This window comes from Streptococcus sp. HMSC065C01 (assembly GCF_001813525.1).
GTDB lineage: Bacteria > Bacillota > Bacilli > Lactobacillales > Streptococcaceae > Streptococcus > Streptococcus parasanguinis_V.
The window spans coordinates 158,763-178,630 of the sequence record NZ_KV812859.1 but is presented as its reverse complement, the minus strand read 5'-3'; the positions used below and the strand labels follow the sequence as shown (position 1 = coordinate 178,630).

Sequence of the window (19,868 nt, the reverse complement as noted above, 5' to 3'; positions counted from 1 at the left end):
TGATTCTTTAGCCCCTTCTCTTTTGTCAGTAAAACGATACTGAAACGATAAATAAGGATAAAACAAGATGATCAAAGGACATGGCATCGATATCGAATCGATCGCTGCGATTGAAAAAGCCTATCAGAAGAATACTCGATTCGCTGAAAAAGTCTTAACCGAGGTTGAGCGAGAGCGCTTTGAGGAATTGTCTGGAAAACGGAAAATGGAATATTTAACGGGCCGATGGTCCGCCAAAGAAGCCTTTTCAAAGGCAATGGGAACAGGGATTGGACCAGTTGGTTTTCAAGATTTAGAAATTTTAAATGATGCCCACGGAGCTCCCTATTTTTCCAAGTCTCCTTTTTCTGGGAAGGTATGGATTTCGATCAGTCATAAGGGAGACCTAGTGTCGACCAGTGTCATTTTGGAGGAAGAAAATGAAAGCAAGTAAACATAGACCAACGGTTGCTAGAGTCGATTTGGATGCCATTGCCTTTAATGTGCAACAAGTCAGTGAGCATATTCCGAGTCAAGCCTTGAAATATGCAGTCGTCAAGGCCAACGCCTATGGTCATGGGGTCGTTGCAGTGACCAAAAAATTGGAGCCTCAGGTAGATGGTTTTTGTGTTTCCAATATGGATGAAGCCCTCGAAATCCGTGAAGAAGGCTTGCAACACCCTATTTTGATTTTGGGAGTTGTGCCAAGTGAAACAGTGAATCTAGCCAAAGAGCATGACATCCGCTTAACGGTGGCGAGTCTTGCTTGGTTGGATCAATTGCTTGGACAAGAAGCAGATCTTTCAGGATTGAAGGTCCATATCAAGGTGGATTCAGGAATGGGGCGGATTGGATTCCGAAGAATCGAAGATATCAAAAAGGCTGAACGCCTCCTCTTAGCAGCTGGAGCTGAAATTGAAGGGATCTTTACTCATTTTGCAACAGCAGATGAGGCAGATGATCGAAAATTTCAAGCGCAATACCAGTTTTTCAAAGAAGTATTGGCTGCTCTTGAAATCCTTCCTCCTATTGTCCATGCGAGTAATTCAGCCACTTCTTTGTGGCATGCGGATACGATTTTCACAGCTGTACGCTTGGGAGATGTCATGTATGGCTTGAATCCGAGCGGATCTGTGTTAGCCTTGCCATATGAAATTAAGCCAGCTTTGAGTTTGGTGAGCGAATTAGTTCATGTGAAACAGTTGGAAGCTGGTCAAGATATTGGCTACGGGGCAACCTATACGACAGAAGAACCCCAATGGATCGGGACGATTCCTATCGGCTATGCGGATGGTTGGATCCGGGAAATGCAAAACTTTCATGTTCTGATTAAGGGGGACTATTGTCCCATTGTTGGTCGCGTTTCGATGGACCAGATAACGGTTCGCCTTCCTGAAGAATTGCCTCTGGGGACCAAGGTTACCCTGATTGGACGAGAGGGCGAAAAAGAAATCACGGCAACAGAGGTTGCAGATTACCGTGGTACCATTAATTATGAAGTGGTCTGTCTCTTGAGTGATCGGATTCCTCGTGACTATACAGGTGAAGAATAAGAAGAAGCAGGTGGGATTTTCCCGGATGGACCTGCTTTTTTATAAAAGAAAGGAGGAGAAATGAATCTACACCAACCCTTATCCGTACTGCCTGGAGTTGGTCCAAAATCGGCGGAAAAATTTAAAAAGTTAGGGATTGAAACTTTAGAAGATCTGCTCTTGTATTTTCCCTTTCGCTATGAAGACTTCAAAACGCGCAATGTTTTAGAGTTGGAAGATGGTGAAAAAGCCGTCATCTCTGGGCTGGTAGCAACACCAGCCAATGTCCAATATTATGGCTACAAACGAAATCGCTTGCGTTTTTCGATCAAACAGGGAGACCAAGTGATTGCGGTTAATTTTTTCAACCAACCCTATCTAGCAGACAAAATTGAGGTCCAGCAGACAGTGGCGATTTTTGGAAAATGGGACAAAGCCAAAGGCAGTTTGACAGGGATGAAACTCCTGGCTCAAGTGGAAGATGATTTGCAGCCGGTCTATCGAGTGACGCAAGGAGTGAGCCAAAACAGCCTGGTGAAATTGATCAAAATAGCGTTCGACCAGGGCTTGGACCAGCTTTTAGAAGAGAATGTACCCCAAGTCTTGCGGGATCGTTATCAACTTATGTCTCGTTCCCAAGCAGTGCAAGCTATGCATTTTCCTAAGGAGCTGGCAGAGTACAAGCAAGCCCTTCGCCGGGTAAAATTTGAAGAGCTCCTCTTTTTCCAGCTGCAACTCCAAGTGCTAAAAGAAGAAAATCACGATGCCAGCCAAGGGATTTCCTTGGGCTGGGATCCAGAAAAATTAGCAGAACGAAAAAAACAGCTTCCTTTTGAGCTAACGCAAGCTCAAGAAAACAGCTTGAATGAAATCTTGACAGATATGGCCTCTCCTTATCATATGAACCGCCTCTTACAAGGGGATGTGGGAAGCGGGAAGACAGTCGTGGCCGGTCTTGCCATGTATGCAGCCTTAAGCGCTGGTAAGCAAGCTGCCTTGATGGTTCCAACGGAGATTTTGGCAGAGCAACACAAGGAAAGCTTGCAAAATCTTTTTCCAGATTTGCCAATTGCCCTTCTAACAGGAGGATTAAAGGCGGCTGAGAAACGAGAAGTCTTAGAAGAGATCGCCTCAGGAACTGCTCAACTGATTGTGGGGACACATGCCTTGATTCAAGAGGGAGTTCACTACCAAGATCTAGGCTTGGTCATTATTGATGAACAGCACCGTTTTGGGGTTTCCCAGCGCCGTATCCTTCGAGAAAAAGGACAAAATCCAGACGTCCTGATGATGACGGCTACCCCTATTCCCCGGACCTTGGCTATTACAGCCTTTGGAGATATGGATGTGTCCATCATTGACCAGATGCCTGCGGGACGCAAGGAAATCATGACGCGCTGGGTCAAGCATGAGCAGTTAGAAGTGGTCCTCGACTGGTTAGTCAAAGAACTTGGCAAAGGTTCTCAAGCTTACTTTATTTCTCCCTTGATCGAGGAATCAGAGGCGCTAGATTTGAAAAACGCCCTTGCCCTCCAAGAAGAGCTAGAGACCTTCTTTGGACAGCGAGCACGCGTTTCTCTTCTTCACGGGAAGATGAAAAGTGAAGAAAAAGATGCCATCATGCAGGCCTTTAAAGAGCACCAAGTCGATGTTTTGGTGTCTACGACCGTTATTGAAGTAGGAGTCAACGTACCCAATGCAACCGTTATGGTCATTATGGATGCAGATCGGTTTGGTCTTAGCCAGCTTCACCAGCTTCGAGGTCGGGTTGGTCGGGGAAACAAGCAATCCTATGCTATTCTAGTAGCCAATCCTAAGACAGATAGTGGCAAGCAGCGCATGAAAATCATGACAGAGACAACCAATGGGTTTGTGCTGGCGGAAGAAGATTTGAAAATGCGGGGTTCAGGTGAAATCTTTGGAACCCGTCAATCTGGGATTCCAGAATTTCAAGTGGCGGATTTGGTAGAAGATTATCCCATTCTGGAAGAAGCAAGGAAAGTTGCCAGCCAGATCGTAGCCACGCCAGATTGGCGCGAACACCCAGATTGGCATTTGCTCTCGCTATATTTAGAAAAGAAAGAACATTTAGACTAGACGCAAAAAAGGGAGTAGAGTGGAAATTCTTTGGATTCCACTCTACTCCCTTTAAGATGGCATTTTACGGGCTTTGTATCTTGATGAAATGCGACAGGACGAAGGTGGATCGATACTATCCACCTGAGGAGTTAGTGAGTCGTTTAGGCAAGGCACCATAGTGCTTGCCGTTACACGAATTGAACACGCCCTAAATGCTGTGTGAAAAAACGCCAACTATACGAGTACTAACTTCAAGACACAGTAGCTGATTGGACTCTTCTCTCGCCTATCAGCTCGGAAGAATCCTAATCAGCCTTGTGGGGGTAGGACGACGAAGCGTCTGCCAAAGTATCGCTTCTGTCCTACTCCCTATTTTCACTTGGCATTTTACGGGCTTTGTATCTTATTAATTGAACACGGGCTGCGGATTGTATCAAAAAGATGAATCCTCCTAGAATCTTTTGGATTCTTCGTCGTATTCCCTATTTTGACTGTATCCGCTACGCCCTTTGTATCTTATTAATTGAACATGCCCTAAATGCTGTGTGAAAAAATGCCAACTATACGAGTACTAACTTCAAGACACAGTAGCTGATTGGACTCTTCTCTCGCCTATCAGCTCGGAAGAATCCTAATCAGCCTTGTGGGGGTAGGACGACGAAGCGTCTGCCAAAGTATCGCTTCTGTCCTACTCCCTATTTTCACTTGGCATTTTACGGGCTTTGTATCTTAGTTTACCCTTCGATATAGTCTTTGAGTTCTTGTCCTTTTAGGCCGGCATTGAGGGCGATGAGGAGTTTGATGCGCGCTTTGGGGGCATTTAATTCTTTGATGAAAAAGACACCTGCTTGATGGAGTTGGACGCCTCCTCCTTCATATGCGTAGACGGGTTCAGCGATTCCGTTGAAGCAACGGGATACTAAAGCGATTGGAAGGCCTGCATCTATGAACTCTTGGAGTTTATGTGCCGTTTCTTTAGGGATGTTTCCTGCTCCAAAGGCTTCGATAATGAGGCCATCAAGCTTTGAAAGATCCAGCATGTCCAGCAGATCGGTTTTCATCCCTGCATAGGTAGTGATGATCGGAACGAACCCATCGATGGTATCGAGATCAAAGCGCACCCTTGGCTCGGCTGTTTTAAAGAAGAGGATTTCCTTTTTCATGACCAAACCTAGTGGACCGTGGGTTGGTGTCTGGAAGGTACTGACATTGGTGGTATGGGTTTTGGTGACGTACTTAGCCGCATGAATTTCATCGTTCATGACGACTAAGACGCCTTTATCGCGTGCTTTTGGATCGGCAGCCACTCGAAGGGCTGTCAGAAAATTATAGACGCCATCGCTTCCTAGCTCGTTGGAGCTTCGCATAGCTCCTGTAATGACCACAGCGATCTCTGGTAACTCCATGGTATCCAAGAAATAAGCCGTTTCTTCCAGCGTATCTGTTCCGTGGGTAATAACGATGCCGTCGTATTTGTGGGCTTCCTCTTTGATTTTTTGAAATAGGGCTAACATGTGACGAGGGGTCATTTGAGGGCTGGGAAGGTTGAAGAAGTCCTCCGAGGTGACTGCAATTCCTTCAATTGGTGAAGTGACTTGGGTCATGGGATTGACTTCATTGGTAATCACTGCCCCAGAGTCATCTGCTGCCATCGAAATGGTCCCTCCGGTATGTAGTGCTAAAATTTTCTTAAACATGTGAAGCTCCTTGGAATATGTGATATAATTTATTTTATCATAAAAAGAAAGAAACAGTAGACATGGAAATAAAAGCAGTCTTTTTTGATATCGATGGAACCTTGGTCAATGATAGTCGAGCGGTCCTAAAATCAACAGAAAAAGCCATTCAGTCTTTAAAGGAAGAAGGAATCTATGTAGGTCTTGCGACAGGGCGGGGACCGGCCTTTGTCAAACCGTTTATGGAACGCTATGGCTTTGATTTTGCTGTGACCTATAATGGTCAGTATATTTTGACCAAGGACCGCGTGTTGTATACCAGCCCAATCGATAAAAAGAGTCTGCACCAACTAATTGACTATGCTCGAGAACACCGTAAGGAAATTGCTCTCGGTACCAAGGATGGGGTATTTGGTTCTCGGATCATGAGTTTTGGGATGAGTCCTATTTCAACCTGGTCCAGTCGCTTTGTGCCCCGCAAAATGGCCCGTACCGTCAGTCGAGGATTTAACAAAGTGGTCAGCAAGGTCGTCCCACAAGATCAGGATACCCTCTATGCACTAGCGCAAGAACCAATCTACCAAGTGTTGATCTTATCGAGTCCAGAGGAGACTGCAATAATTGAAAAAGAGTTTCCGGATCTGAAATTCACACGGTCTAGTCCTTTTGCAGCAGACGTCCTCAACCCAGGCATTTCCAAACTAGAAGGGATCCGCATCGTTGGTCAGGAATTTGGCTTTGACATCGATGAAGTGATGGCTTTTGGAGATTCGGATAATGACTTAGAGATGCTGTCAGGTGTTGGCTTGTCTATTGCGATGGGAAATGGAACGACCAGTGTCAAGGCAATTGCCAAGCATACCACGACTAGTAATGGCAAGGATGGCATCCAAAAGGCCCTGCAACACTTTGGTATTCTCTCAGAGAAAGAACTCTTTCTTTCTAAGGATGATCACTTCAATAAGGTCAAAACCTTCCATGGTGTAATGGATGGGGAAACCCAGGAGAAACCAGTGGTCTGGCAACCTCAAGATGCCCTTTATCGGACCATGTTCAAGCAAGAGGAACTGGTGGAATTTGTTCGAGCAGCTAGCTCAAGTGAGGAAGAATTCGATCGCTCGGTAGCGGCCCTTCACGAAGCTTTGGATAAGGCTGTAGATAAGGTGCGTAGCAAGCATCCGGCTGAGATTTCCATGGTGGGACAGGTCGATGCCTTGATCGATACCCTCTATCTGACTTATGGTAGCTTTGTTCTAATGGGAGTGGATCCTGAAGAGGTCTTTGAGATTGTTCATCGGGCAAATATGGGTAAGATTTTCCCAGATGGAAGAGCGCACTTTGATCCAGTGACTCACAAGATTTTGAAGCCAGATGATTGGGAAGAAAAATACGCCCCAGAACCAGCTATCCAAAAAGAACTCGATCGCCAGCTCAAGGCCTACGAAAAACACGCGAAACAAAAAGAAGCAAAAAAAGACAACTAAAAAAGTTTGGAACAAAGGTTCCAAACTTTTTCTTTCTTACATGGTTTTATCCTTATCACGTACCACTAGTAAGTCTACTTTGGCGTGGCGAAGGATATATTCTGAGGAGGATCCGACCATTAACCGTTCGAAGGCATTGAGTCCGGTAGCTCCGACCATAATAAGGTCAACCCCTTCCTTACTTGGGATATCATTGGCTAAGAGGACTTTTGGATTTCCCATTTCTACAACAGTCACAACATTTTGAACGCCGACTTTTTCAGCACGTTCCTTGTAGCCCTTGAGCAATTCGTTGGCTTCTTCTTGCAATTCTTCGTAGACCTCAGCATCAAAAGTTGAGACGCTTTGAAGGGCACGGGTATCGATGACGTGGGCAATCGTCAATTTAGAGCCGTTGCGAAGAGAAACGTTAACCCCTTTTTCAAAGGCTAATTCTGCTTCATGAGAACCGTCGACAGCGACCATAATGTTTTCGTATTTTTGAGACATAATCCTACCTCCTTATAGCTTGAAAACATGGATAGAATAGAAGGAAATCCTATTCTTAATACACTTATATTTTATCTCTTTTAAGCTAGAATGTAAAGGTAAAGTCTCTCTTTTCTGCTATAATTTTGCAGAATTTTTAAAGTCCTCGGTTTGTACTCTATTTCAACTAGTGGTATAATAGAGATAATTTCGTGAATCGAGGCAGAATATGAAGGAATATAATAAATCAAGCAAACTCGAACATGTCGCTTACGATATTCGTGGTCCAGTCTTGGAAGAAGCCATGCGCATGCGCGCAAATGGAGAAAAAATTCTCCGTTTGAATACAGGGAATCCTGCTGAATTTGGCTTTACAGCTCCAGATGAAGTCATCCATGATTTGATCATGAATGCGCGTGATAGTGAAGGTTATTCAGACTCAAAAGGGATCTTTTCAGCCCGCAAGGCTATCATGCAGTACTGCCAGTTGAAAAAAATTCCAAATGTGGATATTGATGATATTTACCTTGGGAATGGAGTGAGTGAGCTGATCGTCATGTCCATGCAAGGACTGCTTGACAATGGGGATGAGGTCTTGGTTCCCATGCCGGACTATCCTCTTTGGACAGCAGCCGTCAGCCTAGCTGGTGGGAATGCCGTTCACTATCTTTGTGATGAAGAAGCAAATTGGTATCCAGATATTGAAGATATCAAGTCGAAAATCACCTCAAACACTAAAGCTATCGTTGTCATCAACCCGAATAACCCAACAGGTGCCCTTTATCCAGATGAGATCCTGCTTGAGATTGTAGAGATTGCTCGTCAAAATAACTTGATCATCTTTGCGGACGAGATCTATGATCGCTTGGTCATGGATGGTGAAAAACACACGGCTATCGCAAGTTTAGCGCCTGATCTCTTCTGTGTGAGTATGAATGGCTTGTCAAAATCTCACCGGATTGCCGGTTTCCGTGTTGGTTGGATGGTTCTGTCCGGACCAAAGCATCACGTGAAGGGCTATATCGAAGGCTTGAACATGTTGTCCAATATGCGTCTTTGTTCAAATGTCTTGTCTCAACATGTTGTGCAAACCTCTCTTGGAGGCTACCAATCCGTGGATGAACTTTTACTTCCAGGTGGTCGAATTTATGAACAACGGAACTTTATCTACAAAGCCATCAATGATATTCCAGGCCTCTCAGCTGTTAAGCCAAAGGCTGGTCTCTATATCTTCCCTAAGATTGATCGGGACATGTACCGCGTGGATGATGATGAACAATTTGTTTTAGAATTCTTGAAGCAAGAAAAGATTCTCTTGGTTCATGGCCGCGGCTTTAACTGGAAAGATCCAGATCACTTCCGGATCGTTTACCTTCCACGTGTCGATGAGTTAGCTCAAATTCAAGAAAAAATGACTCGTTTCTTGAAACAATACAAACGCTAATCAGATGAAAGATTGAAGATGAAGGTCTTCAGTCTTTTTTGATTCATTTTATAAAATCCATGTCATCGAATCGACATTTTTCTGAATTGCGCATAATTGTAGAAAAAATAAATAATTTTCAGATAATTTGATTGAAATTCCCACACTTATATGATATACTTGAGCTGACTATATGTGAGGTTTATTATGGCAAACTTATTAGAAAAGACACGTAAAATTACATCCATCTTGAAACGGACTGATGAACAGTTGCAGTTCGAGATGCCTTACAATGATATTGCCCAACAATTAGCGGATATTATCCACTGTAATGCCTGTATCATTAATAGCAAGGGAACCCTTCTTGGTTATTTCATGCGTTACAAGACCAACAATGACCGGGTAGAAGCTTTCTTTCAAAATAAAAAATTACCAGAAGATTATGCCAAGGCAGCTAGTTTGGTCTACGATACAGAAGCTAATTTAGATGTGGACCATGATTTGAGTATCTTTCCGGTCGAAACCAAGTCTGAATTTCCTGATGGCTTGACGACCATTGCGCCTATTCATGTTTCTGGGATTCGATTGGGTTCCTTGATCATTTGGCGCAATGATAAACAGTTTGCGGATGATGATTTGATCTTGGTTGAGATTGCGAGTACCGTGGTAGGGATTCAAATGTTGAACTACCAACGCGAGGAAGACGAGAAGAATATTCGTCGTCGGACAGCGGTGAATATGGCTGTCAATACCTTGTCTTACTCTGAATTGCGTGCTGTTTCTGCCATCCTTAGTGAATTGAAAGGAAATGAGGGACAGTTGACTGCTTCTATCATTGCAGATCGGATTGGTATCACCCGCTCTGTGATTGTCAATGCACTCCGGAAATTGGAGTCAGCTGGTATTATTGAAAGCCGTTCTCTTGGAATGAAGGGAACCTATCTCAAAGTGTTGATTCCAGATATCTTTGAGGAAATTAAGAAAAGAGATTACTAATGACAAAAGCTTTGATTTCAATTGACTACACTGTCGATTTCGTAGCAGATGATGGTAAACTTACGGCAGGTGCTCCTGCACAAGCCATTTCTGAGACTATTGCTCAGGTGACCCAATTGGCCTTTGACCAAGGAGCCTATGTCTTTTTTGCCATTGATGCGCATGATGTAGAGGATCCATTTCATCCTGAAAGCAAGCTCTTCCCACCTCATAATATCATTGGGACTAGCGGACGTGATTTGTACGGCCCTTTAGCAGATTTTTATCGGGAGCACAAAGCGGATCCACGCGTCTTTTGGATGGACAAACGTCATTATTCTGCTTTTTCAGGAACGGATCTAGATATCCGCCTGCGGGAACGCCATGTAGATACCGTTATTTTGACTGGGGTCTTGACTGATATCTGTGTCCTCCATACAGCGGTTGATGCCTACAATCTCGGCTACCAGATCGAAGTCGTGGAACCTGCAGTGGCATCACTCACTCCTGAAAATCACCAGTTTGCCTTGAATCATTTCAAGCATGTCTTAGGGGCAAGCTTGGTAGACAGCGCACTAGCTGTATTAGATACTAAATAAGAAAAGATTGTAAAAGAGGTCATAGACATTTGTCTGGGCCTCTTTTTCGGGCCTAGAAATTGTCTTCCTCTCTTGAAAATGGTATTCTAATGGAAGAAAATAAGGGGGAGTTATGAGTAAAAAAGCTGTCGTGTTTTCAGCGGATCTATCTTATATGGAAAAGTTGGAAACCGCTATGAAGTCACTGTGTGCCTATCAGGACCAGTTAAAAATTTATGTCTTGAATGAAGATCTACCAACAGAGTGGTTTACTATCATGAATCAGCGCTTGCGCCAGTTGGATTCAGAAGTGATCAATTGTCGGATGTCTTCTGAGCAATTCCAATCCTTCTCGCTTCCAAGCGACCATATTCACTATGCGACCTATTTCCGTTACGCTATTCCAGAGTTTGTGGAGGAAGAACGGATCCTCTATCTGGATTGTGACATGATCTTTACACAGGATTTATCGCCTTTATTTGAGGTTGATCTAAAAGGTTATGGACTGGGTGCAGTGGTCGATAAGCCAACGACGACAGATGGTTTTAATGCTGGACTTTTGGTGATTGATAAGACTTGGTGGCAAGAGCACCAAGTGACAGAGGCGCTTTTTGACCTCACTCGTGAACACCATCAGCATGTTTATGGAGATCAAGGAATTTTGAATCTGTATTTCAAAGATGCGTGGTTTCCATTACCTTGGACCTATAATTTACAAGTAGGATCTGATAAGGATCAGCACCTCTATGGGGACTTGGATTGGTATGAAGCCTTTCAAGGGATTCCTGCGGTCATTCATTACACTTCTCATAATAAACCATGGACCTCCAAACGCTTCAATCGTTTTCGGGAACAATGGTGGTTTTACTATGCCCTCTCTTGGGAGGAAATTTTGCTTCGAAAACCGATTTTGAAGCAAACCTATCAAGACCTAGTGGGAGAATTTCCTTATCATGCTGCCATTTATACCCATACAGCAGATATCTACGAGTTGGAGACGTTGTTAAAAGAGTTGTCAGACGTAGCGATTCATGTCCTTGCCCATAGCCATTTTGGTTTTAATTTGGTGCAATTGGAACGCTACCCCAACCTCTTTCTTTATCCCTCTTTTGATCCCTTGACCAGTCGAAAGGTCCTAGAAAAATTGGATTTCTATCTGGATATCAATCCCTATGATGAGGTGGATCAGATGACGCAAAGGATCCATCAATTGGGCTTACCGATTTTCTCTTTTGAAGGAACCAATCATGTGGAGAATGGAGAGAATCAAGTGTTTGCGGATGATCAGGTGCAGGAGATGGTGGCAGCGATTCGCGATTATTTAAAGAGAAATGAGAAGAAGCATGGAAACAAATGAAGTAGTGAGTATCATCATTCCCATCTATAATGTAGAAGCTTATTTGAGACAATGTTTAGAAACGGTTATCCATCAGACTTACCCTCATTTGGAAATTATCCTGGTCAATGATGGTTCGCCAGACCAGTCAGAAGAGATCTGTAAAGATTTTTTTAGGAAGGATGCGCGCATCCGCTACGTTCGCCAAGAAAATGGGGGCTTATCTGCTGCTCGGAATACAGGGATTGAGCTAGCGACTGGTGATTACCTCACCTTTATTGATCCAGATGACTGGGTGACGGAGGATTATGTAGAAGTGCTCTATCGTCAACTGAAGAAGTATGATGCGGATGTTTCCGTAGCCAACTATAACCTCTATGATGACAGTAGTAGCAAATACTTGATCAAGGTAACAGACGACGATTATTCAGAGACTCTTTATGAGGGACGCGAGATCATGGACCACGATGCCATCCAGGAGACCAGAGATATGGCCTGGGCTTGTGCCATGATGAAGCTCTATAAGCGTAGCTTATTTGAAGGGCTTCGTTTTCCAGTCGGAAAAAATGTTGAAGACAACTTCCTGATGTACAAGCTCTTCTTAAAAGCCTATCGGGTAGTTCATACGGAGAAATGTATTTATTGGTATCGCGTGGGGCGTGCAGATACTCTGTCCCAGGTTTGGACAGAAAAGCGAGTCGTCGATGAGATGGAAGCTAAGCAGGAGAAGTTGGCTCTACTGGGGATGTTGGGCTATGATTTGACTTGGCATCGCTATATCTACAAAACGCGCTTGAAACGGGCCCTTGAAAAATTAGAGGAAGCAGGCTTGCAAGGGACAGAAACCTATGAGCGCGTGGTGACCAACCTCCGTTTTATTGAAACGATGGACTAACCCCTTATTGATGAGAAAGGATCAGCATGTTCATTATTGCATCAGAGCAGACCAGAGAGCTGGATCGTTTGCAAAAATACTTGAACAAACTTAGCCAGCCCTACCGAGTATTTGTGACCAATCTGGAAACAGATTTGGACCAACAGACAGAGAGTCTTGCGACCTTTTTTACCCAAAAAGACGCAGCATCAAAAATTGGAAAACCTTTATTTTTCAATGATCTAGCAGTTCCAGAATTATGGGAATGTTGGACACTAGGGATCACAACCTATCTTTTTGATGGTGAGGAACGTCGTGCCAACGTGGTTTTGAGAGAGGATATCTTGTCTCGAACAGTTGACAGAGTGGAATGGTTTGGTCAGGGAGAAGAGATCGTATCCATTGATGTCTACAACCGCTATGGCTGGAGAAGTAAACAGAGTCTCCTTACGGAATCTGGCCAACCATATTTAGACATCTATTTGAACCGTCAACAAGAAGAAGTCTTGCTTCACTTTGTCTCACAAGGAACCTTTTTGCTTCAAACTCCTAAGGGACGGGATCGCCTGTATGCCAATAAGAAAGAGCTGCAAAGAGCTGTCTTAGAACAAGTCTTGCCGGAAGATGAAGCTGTTCTTTTGATGGACAAGTCATTACTAGATGTTGTGAAAGAGATACCAAAGGAAAGACTCGCCTACTGTGCCAGTAATGCGCATGATCTAGACGAGATCAAAGAACAAGTCAGTCAGATTTTATTGGTAGAAGATGGTCTGTTGAGGGAGAAAAAAGCCGGAATCACAGTCTTGTCAGGGCTGGTAGATGTGGAGCAGGAAAGTTTTCAACCAGAAGCCATGGTCATGACGGCTTCTCAAGAGGTCGAAGGCCTATCTAGCCTGGTCCATCAATTCCCACAAGTGACCTTTCACATTGCTGCTTTGACGGCTATGGGGCCAAAATTAACAGACTTAGCAACTCGTCCCAATGTGCGCCTCTATCCAGGGATTTCGCCGGACAAATATGAGGACTTGTTATCCAGCTGCTCTATTTATCTGGATTGCAACCAGGGAGAAGAAGTGTGGAGTAGTAGTCTTCATGCTCTTGAAAATGGGCAAGTCTTATTTGGTTTGAAGAGCACGGTTCATCAGGAAGCCTATAAAAACTTGAGCACAATCACAGATACAGTCGAAGAAATGAAACAGCAACTAGATACCTTGCTCCAGCATCCAGAGACCCACAAAGAATTGGTAAGAGAGCAGGCACGAATCTTGAAATTGCCTGAAAAAGAAGCTTTGGAAGAGCTGTTTAAGCGATTAGAGGGAGGGACAGCATGACCATTTATACCTTTAATCTATTAGTGGGATTTGAACCCAATGGGGTCGATGTTGCACAAGCCTCTCGGGCAAAGATGCTCCGGGGCCTAGGAGTAGCAGCGAAGTTTATCTTTACCACTTGGCCCACTCCAGAAAAATTGGCCTATTACCTCTCATTGGGGCACCGGGATGAGGAACTGCTTTTTGCCCATTTAGCTTTTACGGATCAACAGACTACGGTCCCTCAAAAGACGGTAGGGGCCTTGCAAATGGAGTTTCAACTGACGCGTCTGGATGTTGTTGAAAAAACGGAAAGAGCCATTCGCTACCAATTTGCGGATGGAAACGCCCTGACCTTTCATTTGGATCCCTATCATCCAAACTGTGTCCGCTATGTAGACTATCTTTTGGCTGGAAATAGAATCAAGCGAGAGTATTATGGAGCTTGTAAACTTGTCACCGAGTATTTTCAGTATGGTAGTGTTGTCAGACGGACCTACCACAACCAAGATGGGAGTATTGCTTTTGAAGAATTGAGGTTTGGTGGACGCTGGCTCTATAAACTGGGGTCTGAGATTTTGACCAACCATACAGAAGTGATGAGACGTTTTTTGTCGCCGCTGTCGCTAAAAGAAGAAGATCTGATTCTGCTTGACCGGGCTTCGCGCATGGATTTTGCCCGTCCTTTGTTGGAGAACGTTGCTCCTTCAAAGCTCGCCATGGTGTTTCATTCGGAGCATGAATTTGAAAATGGCCATCTCAATTATGAATATTATTATGTGTTCAAGTATGCCAAACGCTTCGATTACTTCATCACGGCGACGGATCTTCAAAAAGAAGTCTTGGAGCAGACGCTTGCTGAAAAAGGATGCCAAGGAATTCCAATCTATAGCATTCCAGTAGGGCATCTAGAAGAATTGACGGAATCACTAGGAGACAGACCTCCCTTTAGTGTGCTCACAGCTTCCCGTTTGGATCCAAGAAAACGCATCGATTTGGCCATTCGAGTAGTGGCCCAAGCTCATGAACAACTTCCAGCCCTTCAGTTTGATATTTATGGAAAGGGTGGAGAAGCAGACAACTTGTGCCACCTGATTCAGGAGCTTGCAGCGCAAGATTATATTCACCTACGCGGGCATGCGGATCTTCAGCAGATCTATCCTTGCTACCAAGCCTACCTCACCACTTCTCAGTGGGAGACCTTTGGTTTGACCTTGATGGAGGCGGCTGGAGCAGGTTTGGCCTTGCTGGGCTTTGATGCTCGTTATGGCAATCCGACTTTTATAAAAGAGGGTGAAAATGGCTTTTTGGTACCTTATAGCGAGACAGTGCCAGAAGAAGAGTTGGTGAAAGAGTTGGCGGACAAGCTGGTCCAGCTCTTTGAAAGGGACCTCGCTCCATTTCATCAGGCTTCTTATGACTTGGCCTCTTCCTACCTCGCTTCTAACGTCCAGGAAGTCTGGAGAGAGACTCTAATGGAGATGGGGCAATTCGGCGGAAAAGAAATATAAAAAGAAGAATCTGTGGCGACAAAAAAGTCCTACAGATTTTTTCTAAGGCAAGCAAATTGGGCTAAATTATGGTAAAATAGAGGGTATTGAAAAATCATCATTTCACGAAAGGAAGCAAGATGAAAATTACGCAAGAAGAGGTAACCCACGTTGCCAATCTTTCAAAATTGAAATTCTCTCCAGAAGAGACAGCTGAGTTTGCGACAACCTTATCGAAAATTGTCGACATGGTGGAATTGTTGGAAGAAGTGGACACAACCGGTGTTGCCCCAACAACGACTATGGCGGATCGTAAGACCGTATTGCGTCCGGATGTTGCTGAAAAAGGGACTGACCGTGACCGCTTGTTTAAAAATGTACCTGAAAAAGATAACTATTACATCAAGGTACCAGCTATCCTAGAAGATGGAGGAGATGCCTAATGTCATTCAACCATAAAACCATTGAAGAGTTGCACGACCTCCTTGTCTCTAAGGAAATTTCAGCAACGGAATTGACACAAGCGACGCTTGATGATATCAAGGCGCGTGAAGAAGCAGTCAATGCCTTTGTAACGGTGGCCGAAGAAGCCGCCCTTGCGCAAGCTAAGGCCATTGATGAAAAAGGAATCGATGCAGATAACCTCCTGTCAGGGATTCCTCTCGCTGTCAAAGACAATATCTCTACTGACGGTATCTTGACGACTGCGGCATCAAAAATGCTCTATAACTACGAGCCGATCTTTGATGCGACAGCTGTTGCCAATGCCAAAGCCAAAGATATGATTGTCATCGGGAAGACCAACATGGATGAATTTGCCATGGGTGGATCTGGTGAGACTTCTTACTATGGACCAACCAAGAATGCTTGGGACCACAGCAAGGTGCCTGGTGGATCTTCTAGTGGTTCTGCTGCAGCTGTAGCTTCAGGTCAAGTCCGTTTGTCCCTTGGTTCAGATACTGGTGGCTCCATCCGCCAACCGGCTGCTTTCAACGGGATTGTTGGTCTCAAACCAACTTATGGAACAGTTTCCCGTTTTGGTCTCATTGCCTTTGGTAGCTCACTCGACCAAATTGGACCATTTGCACCAACGGTCAAGGAAAATGCCCTCTTGCTCAATGTCATTGCCAGCGAAGATGCCAAGGACTCGACATCTGCCCCTGTACGTGTAGCTGACTTTACTTCTAAGATTGGTCAAGACATCAAAGGCATGAAGATTGCCCTTCCGAAGGAATACCTCGGTGAAGGGATTGACCCAGAAGTCAAAGAAACTATCCTTAATGCGGCCAAACACTTTGAAAAATTGGGAGCAACTGTCGAAGAAGTCAGCTTGCCTCATTCTAAATACGGGGTTGCCGTATACTACATCATCGCTTCATCTGAAGCTTCTTCAAACTTGCAACGTTTCGACGGTATTCGCTATGGTTTCCGTGCGGAAGATGCCAAGAACTTAGATGACATCTACGTGAACACTCGTAGCCAAGGCTTTGGTGATGAGGTTAAACGCCGGATCATGCTGGGTACCTTTAGTTTGTCATCTGGTTACTACGATGCCTACTACAAGAAAGCTGGTCAAGTTCGTACCCTCATTATCCAAGACTTCGAAAAAGTCTTTGCAGATTACGACCTCATCCTTGGTCCAACAGCTCCAAGCGTGGCCTTTGATTTGGATTCGCTCAACCACGATCCGGTTGCCATGTACTTGGCTGACCTCTTGACCATTCCAGTCAACTTGGCAGGTCTTCCAGGGATTTCGATTCCTGCAGGTTTTGCGCAAGGTCTTCCAGTTGGTTTGCAGTTGATTGGTCCTAAGTATTCTGAAGAAACCATCTACCAAGCTGCAGCTGCCTTTGAAGCAACGACGGATTACCACAAGCAACAACCCCTTATTTTTGGAGGTGACAATTAATGAACTTTGAAACAGTCATCGGACTTGAAGTCCACGTTGAATTGAATACAAACTCAAAAATTTTCTCACCAACCTCTGCTCACTTTGGGAACGAGCAAAATGCCAATACCAATGTGATCGACTGGTCTTTCCCAGGGGTGCTTCCTGTCTTGAACAAGGGTGTTGTAGATGCTGGGATCAAGGCTGCTTTGGCGCTGAATATGGATATCCACCAGCACATGCACTTTGACCGTAAGAACTATTTTTACCCTGATAATCCAAAGGCCTATCAAATTTCGCAATTTGACGAGCCAATCGGATATAACGGTTGGATTGAAGTGCAATTGGAAGACGGCTCAACTAAGAAAATCGGGATTGAACGAGCTCACTTGGAAGAAGATGCCGGTAAAAACACCCACGGCACAGATGGCTTCTCTTATGTAGACCTCAACCGTCAAGGGGTGCCATTGATTGAGATCGTATCTGAAGCAGACATGCGTTCTCCTGAAGAAGCCTACGCTTATTTGACAGCTTTGAAAGAAGTCATCCAGTACACTGGCATTTCAGACGTCAAGATGGAAGAAGGATCGATGCGGGTGGATGCCAACATTTCCCTTCGCCCATACGGTCAAGAGGAATTTGGTACCAAGACGGAGTTGAAAAACTTGAATTCCTTCTCAAACGTCCGCAAGGGTCTTGAATACGAAGTTGAGCGTCAAGCGAAGATCTTGCGTTCAGGTGGGATTATTCGTCAAGAAACACGCCGTTATGATGAAGCCAACAAGAGTACCATTCTTATGCGGGTCAAAGAAGGAGCGGCGGATTACCGTTACTTCCCAGAACCAGACCTTCCCTTGTTTGAAATCTCAGATGAGTGGATCGAGGAAATGCGCACAGAGTTGCCAGAGTTTCCAAAAGACCGTCGTGCTCGCTATGTGGCAGAGCTTGGCTTGTCTGACTATGATGCCAACCAATTGACAGCGACGAAAGTCACTTCTGACTTCTTTGAAGCAGCGGTAGCCCTTGGTGGAGATGCTAAACAAGTCTCTAACTGGCTCCAAGGGGAAGTGGCACAATTCTTGAATGCAGAAGGCAAGACGCTGGAAGAAATCCAATTGACACCAGAAAATTTGGTCGAAATGATTGCTATCATCGAAGATGGAACCATTTCTTCTAAGATTGCCAAGAAAGTCTTTGTTCACTTGGCGAAAAACGGTGGCGGTGCGCGTGAATACGTTGAAAAAGCTGGATTGGTACAGATTTCAGACCCAGAAGTCTTGATCCCAATCATCCACCAAGTCTTCGCAGACAACGAAGCAGCTGTAGCTGACTTCAAGTCAGGGAAGCGGAACGCGGACAAGGCCTTCACAGGCTTCCTCATGAAAGCAACCAAAGGCCAAGCCAACCCACAAGTAGCCCTCAAGTTACTTGCCCAAGAATTGGCGAAGTTGAAAGAAGACTAATAGAGAAATCGAGGACTGCACCCTAAAAGTTAGATTTTTACTGCCTAACTTTTGGGGGCAGTTTATTTTTTTGTTTTAAAAATATCTTATTAATGTTCTTGTATTTACTTTTTTAATTGGTTATAATAATGCATAAAGATAGATTGCACTAATTAGTTATAAAATGTGAGTGTTATGGAAATATGAGTTTTTAAATAACAGAAGGATTTTTAGGCTTTTATAGAAATTGATTAAATATTAGTAGATGACTTTATCGAGTCAAGAAAATATCAATGCGAATTAGGAGAAAAAATGAGTAACTGGGAAAAAGATTATGAGGCAGCACAGAGGGAACAAGAGCGAAATCAAGAATTAAAGAGACACAATGATTTGTTAGATAGACACTCTATTCAGCAAAGATTAGCTTCAGAAGAAAAAAATAGACTTCTAGAGAATCAAGTTCGACAAACTGAAAAGCAAAATGAAATTTTACAACAACAAGCAATCGCTGAGGAGAGACGCAGAGAGCAAGAACTCAAACAAAAACAGGAGCAATTTTATAAAGATAAAATATTTGAATTGAAAAAAATATGGGCTCAAGCTAAAGATAATAGTGAGCGTGATCGAATACAAATACTTCTCTCAGAAGTTGAGGGTGAATACGAGAAATATAAGTTTGAGGAAGCTGAAAAAGAGAGAAAACTAGCTTTACAAGCTGAACGCTATAGGCAGGAACAATTAATCAAACAAGAAGAGGAAAAAAAGAGACAACGAAGGAAAAGAATTATAAGTCTAGTTATTGGATTAGTCATTTTAATTTTAATGTTATGGCTTTTTTTACCAAAAAGTGGACGATATCAAAGACAAAATGATTCAGTATCTATTTCAAGAAAGTCGGAAAGTTCAAAAAAAGAAACTAAAGGAAAATCGGATCTAGAAAAAAACACAGATACTACAGTTGTTCCTAATCTCTCAGGGAAAACAGTTGTAGAAGCAAAAGAGATACTTGATAAACAACATTTAAAATCAGGAAAAGAACAAGGAGAATTTAGTGATTCAGTGGCAAAAGGATATATTATAAAAACCAATCCAGCTGCTGGAACCAAGAAACAACGAGGAGATAAGATTAACATCATTGTTTCCAAAGGTCCAAATAGTTTTGAAATGCCAAACTATGTAGGAGAGACAAGAGAAAAAGCAGAGGAAGATCTAAAAAATACTTATAAGGTATCGAGCAAGATGATCAGTATTGAAGAAATTGAAACCTTTGATTATACCCCAGGGACTGTTCTTGAACAGACACCAGCTCCAGGAGAGCAATATTCTCTGAATTC

Annotated in this window: 18 protein-coding genes and 1 pseudogene; 16 read left to right on the top strand and 3 right to left on the bottom strand. The window is 43.8% G+C overall.

Annotated elements, in window-relative coordinates; all coding sequences use genetic code 11:
• Positions 1-67 precede the first annotated feature (67 nt).
• Genes acpS through recG form a run of 3 tightly spaced genes read left to right on the top strand, consistent with a single transcriptional unit; the run spans position 68 to position 3,608 of the window.
• Positions 68-433 (top strand): holo-ACP synthase, encoded by a 366-nt coding sequence (gene acpS / locus HMPREF2918_RS09490; RefSeq protein ID WP_070595404.1) that lies wholly within the window; start codon positions 68-70, stop codon positions 431-433.
• Positions 420-1,532 (top strand): alanine racemase, encoded by a 1,113-nt coding sequence (gene alr / locus HMPREF2918_RS09485; protein ID WP_070595402.1) that lies wholly within the window; start codon positions 420-422, stop codon positions 1,530-1,532. Before acpS ends, alr begins: the two co-directional genes overlap by 14 nt.
• 60 nt (positions 1,533-1,592) lie before the next feature.
• Complete coding sequence (gene recG, locus HMPREF2918_RS09480) at positions 1,593-3,608, top strand: ATP-dependent DNA helicase RecG (RefSeq protein ID WP_070595400.1); 2,016 nt, start codon at positions 1,593-1,595, stop codon at positions 3,606-3,608.
• Between the two features lie 716 nt (positions 3,609-4,324).
• Here the strand turns inward: recG and HMPREF2918_RS09475 are convergent.
• Positions 4,325-5,287, bottom strand: coding sequence for an asparaginase (locus tag HMPREF2918_RS09475; protein ID WP_070595398.1), 963 nt, complete (start codon positions 5,285-5,287; stop codon positions 4,325-4,327).
• Between the two features lie 62 nt (positions 5,288-5,349).
• On the opposite strand from HMPREF2918_RS09475, the gene HMPREF2918_RS09470 reads away from it, so the two are divergent.
• Positions 5,350-6,750: a Cof-type HAD-IIB family hydrolase gene (locus HMPREF2918_RS09470; RefSeq protein WP_070595396.1), complete on the top strand. Its 1,401-nt coding sequence runs from the start codon at positions 5,350-5,352 to the stop codon at positions 6,748-6,750.
• Between the two features lie 36 nt (positions 6,751-6,786).
• Here HMPREF2918_RS09470 and HMPREF2918_RS09465 read toward each other — a convergent pair whose 3' ends face one another.
• Positions 6,787-7,239: a universal stress protein gene (locus HMPREF2918_RS09465; protein ID WP_003008541.1), complete on the bottom strand. Its 453-nt coding sequence runs from the start codon at positions 7,237-7,239 to the stop codon at positions 6,787-6,789.
• Positions 7,240-7,447: 208 nt separating this feature from the next.
• Between HMPREF2918_RS09465 and HMPREF2918_RS09460 the strand changes: the two genes are divergently transcribed.
• The 7 genes and pseudogenes from HMPREF2918_RS09460 to HMPREF2918_RS11825 all read left to right on the top strand — a co-directional run.
• On the top strand, positions 7,448-8,662 hold the full coding sequence (locus tag HMPREF2918_RS09460; protein ID WP_021153766.1) for a pyridoxal phosphate-dependent aminotransferase: 1,215 nt from the start codon (positions 7,448-7,450) through the stop codon (positions 8,660-8,662).
• Between the two features lie 186 nt (positions 8,663-8,848).
• Entirely contained in the window at positions 8,849-9,637 is a 789-nt protein-coding gene (codY, locus tag HMPREF2918_RS09455; protein WP_024054997.1) for a GTP-sensing pleiotropic transcriptional regulator CodY, read from the top strand.
• Entirely contained in the window at positions 9,637-10,215 is a 579-nt protein-coding gene (locus HMPREF2918_RS09450; protein ID WP_049490805.1) for a cysteine hydrolase family protein, read from the top strand. The genes codY and HMPREF2918_RS09450 overlap by 1 nt, the downstream gene beginning before the upstream one ends.
• A 112-nt stretch (positions 10,216-10,327) precedes the next feature.
• Positions 10,328-11,551: a glycosyltransferase gene (locus HMPREF2918_RS09445; protein ID WP_070595395.1), complete on the top strand. Its 1,224-nt coding sequence runs from the start codon at positions 10,328-10,330 to the stop codon at positions 11,549-11,551.
• Positions 11,538-12,425 (top strand): glycosyltransferase family 2 protein, encoded by an 888-nt coding sequence (locus HMPREF2918_RS09440; protein ID WP_070595392.1) that lies wholly within the window; start codon positions 11,538-11,540, stop codon positions 12,423-12,425. The genes HMPREF2918_RS09445 and HMPREF2918_RS09440 overlap by 14 nt, the downstream gene beginning before the upstream one ends.
• A 26-nt stretch (positions 12,426-12,451) precedes the next feature.
• Entirely contained in the window at positions 12,452-13,735 is a 1,284-nt protein-coding gene (locus tag HMPREF2918_RS09435; protein WP_070595391.1) for a glycosyltransferase family protein, read from the top strand.
• Positions 13,732-14,268: pseudogene (locus HMPREF2918_RS11825) on the top strand (glycosyl transferase family 1); the annotation flags it as partial. The gene HMPREF2918_RS09435 and the pseudogene HMPREF2918_RS11825, both read left to right, overlap by 4 nt.
• On the opposite strand, the gene HMPREF2918_RS11820 reads toward HMPREF2918_RS11825, so the two are convergent.
• Positions 14,201-14,425: a CAP domain-containing protein gene (locus tag HMPREF2918_RS11820; RefSeq protein ID WP_371106486.1), complete on the bottom strand. Its 225-nt coding sequence runs from the start codon at positions 14,423-14,425 to the stop codon at positions 14,201-14,203. The pseudogene HMPREF2918_RS11825 and the gene HMPREF2918_RS11820 overlap by 68 nt on opposite strands.
• Here HMPREF2918_RS11820 and HMPREF2918_RS11815 point away from each other — a divergent pair.
• The 5 genes from HMPREF2918_RS11815 to HMPREF2918_RS09410 all read left to right on the top strand — a co-directional run.
• A complete protein-coding gene (locus tag HMPREF2918_RS11815) occupies positions 14,383-15,225 on the top strand; it encodes a glycosyltransferase (protein ID WP_371106485.1) in 843 nt (280 codons plus the stop codon). The genes HMPREF2918_RS11820 and HMPREF2918_RS11815 overlap by 43 nt on opposite strands.
• A gap of 119 nt (positions 15,226-15,344) precedes the next feature.
• Positions 15,345-15,647: an Asp-tRNA(Asn)/Glu-tRNA(Gln) amidotransferase subunit GatC gene (gene gatC / locus HMPREF2918_RS09425; RefSeq protein WP_002884769.1), complete on the top strand. Its 303-nt coding sequence runs from the start codon at positions 15,345-15,347 to the stop codon at positions 15,645-15,647.
• A complete protein-coding gene (gene gatA / locus HMPREF2918_RS09420; RefSeq protein WP_070595387.1) occupies positions 15,647-17,113 on the top strand; it encodes an Asp-tRNA(Asn)/Glu-tRNA(Gln) amidotransferase subunit GatA in 1,467 nt (488 codons plus the stop codon). The genes gatC and gatA overlap by 1 nt, the downstream gene beginning before the upstream one ends.
• Positions 17,113-18,555, top strand: coding sequence for an Asp-tRNA(Asn)/Glu-tRNA(Gln) amidotransferase subunit GatB (gene gatB, locus HMPREF2918_RS09415; RefSeq protein WP_049490793.1), 1,443 nt, complete (start codon positions 17,113-17,115; stop codon positions 18,553-18,555). The genes gatA and gatB overlap by 1 nt, the downstream gene beginning before the upstream one ends.
• Positions 18,556-18,846: 291 nt before the next feature.
• The coding region (locus HMPREF2918_RS09410; RefSeq protein ID WP_070595385.1) for a PASTA domain-containing protein at positions 18,847-19,868 on the top strand (1,022 nt) is incomplete at its 3' end.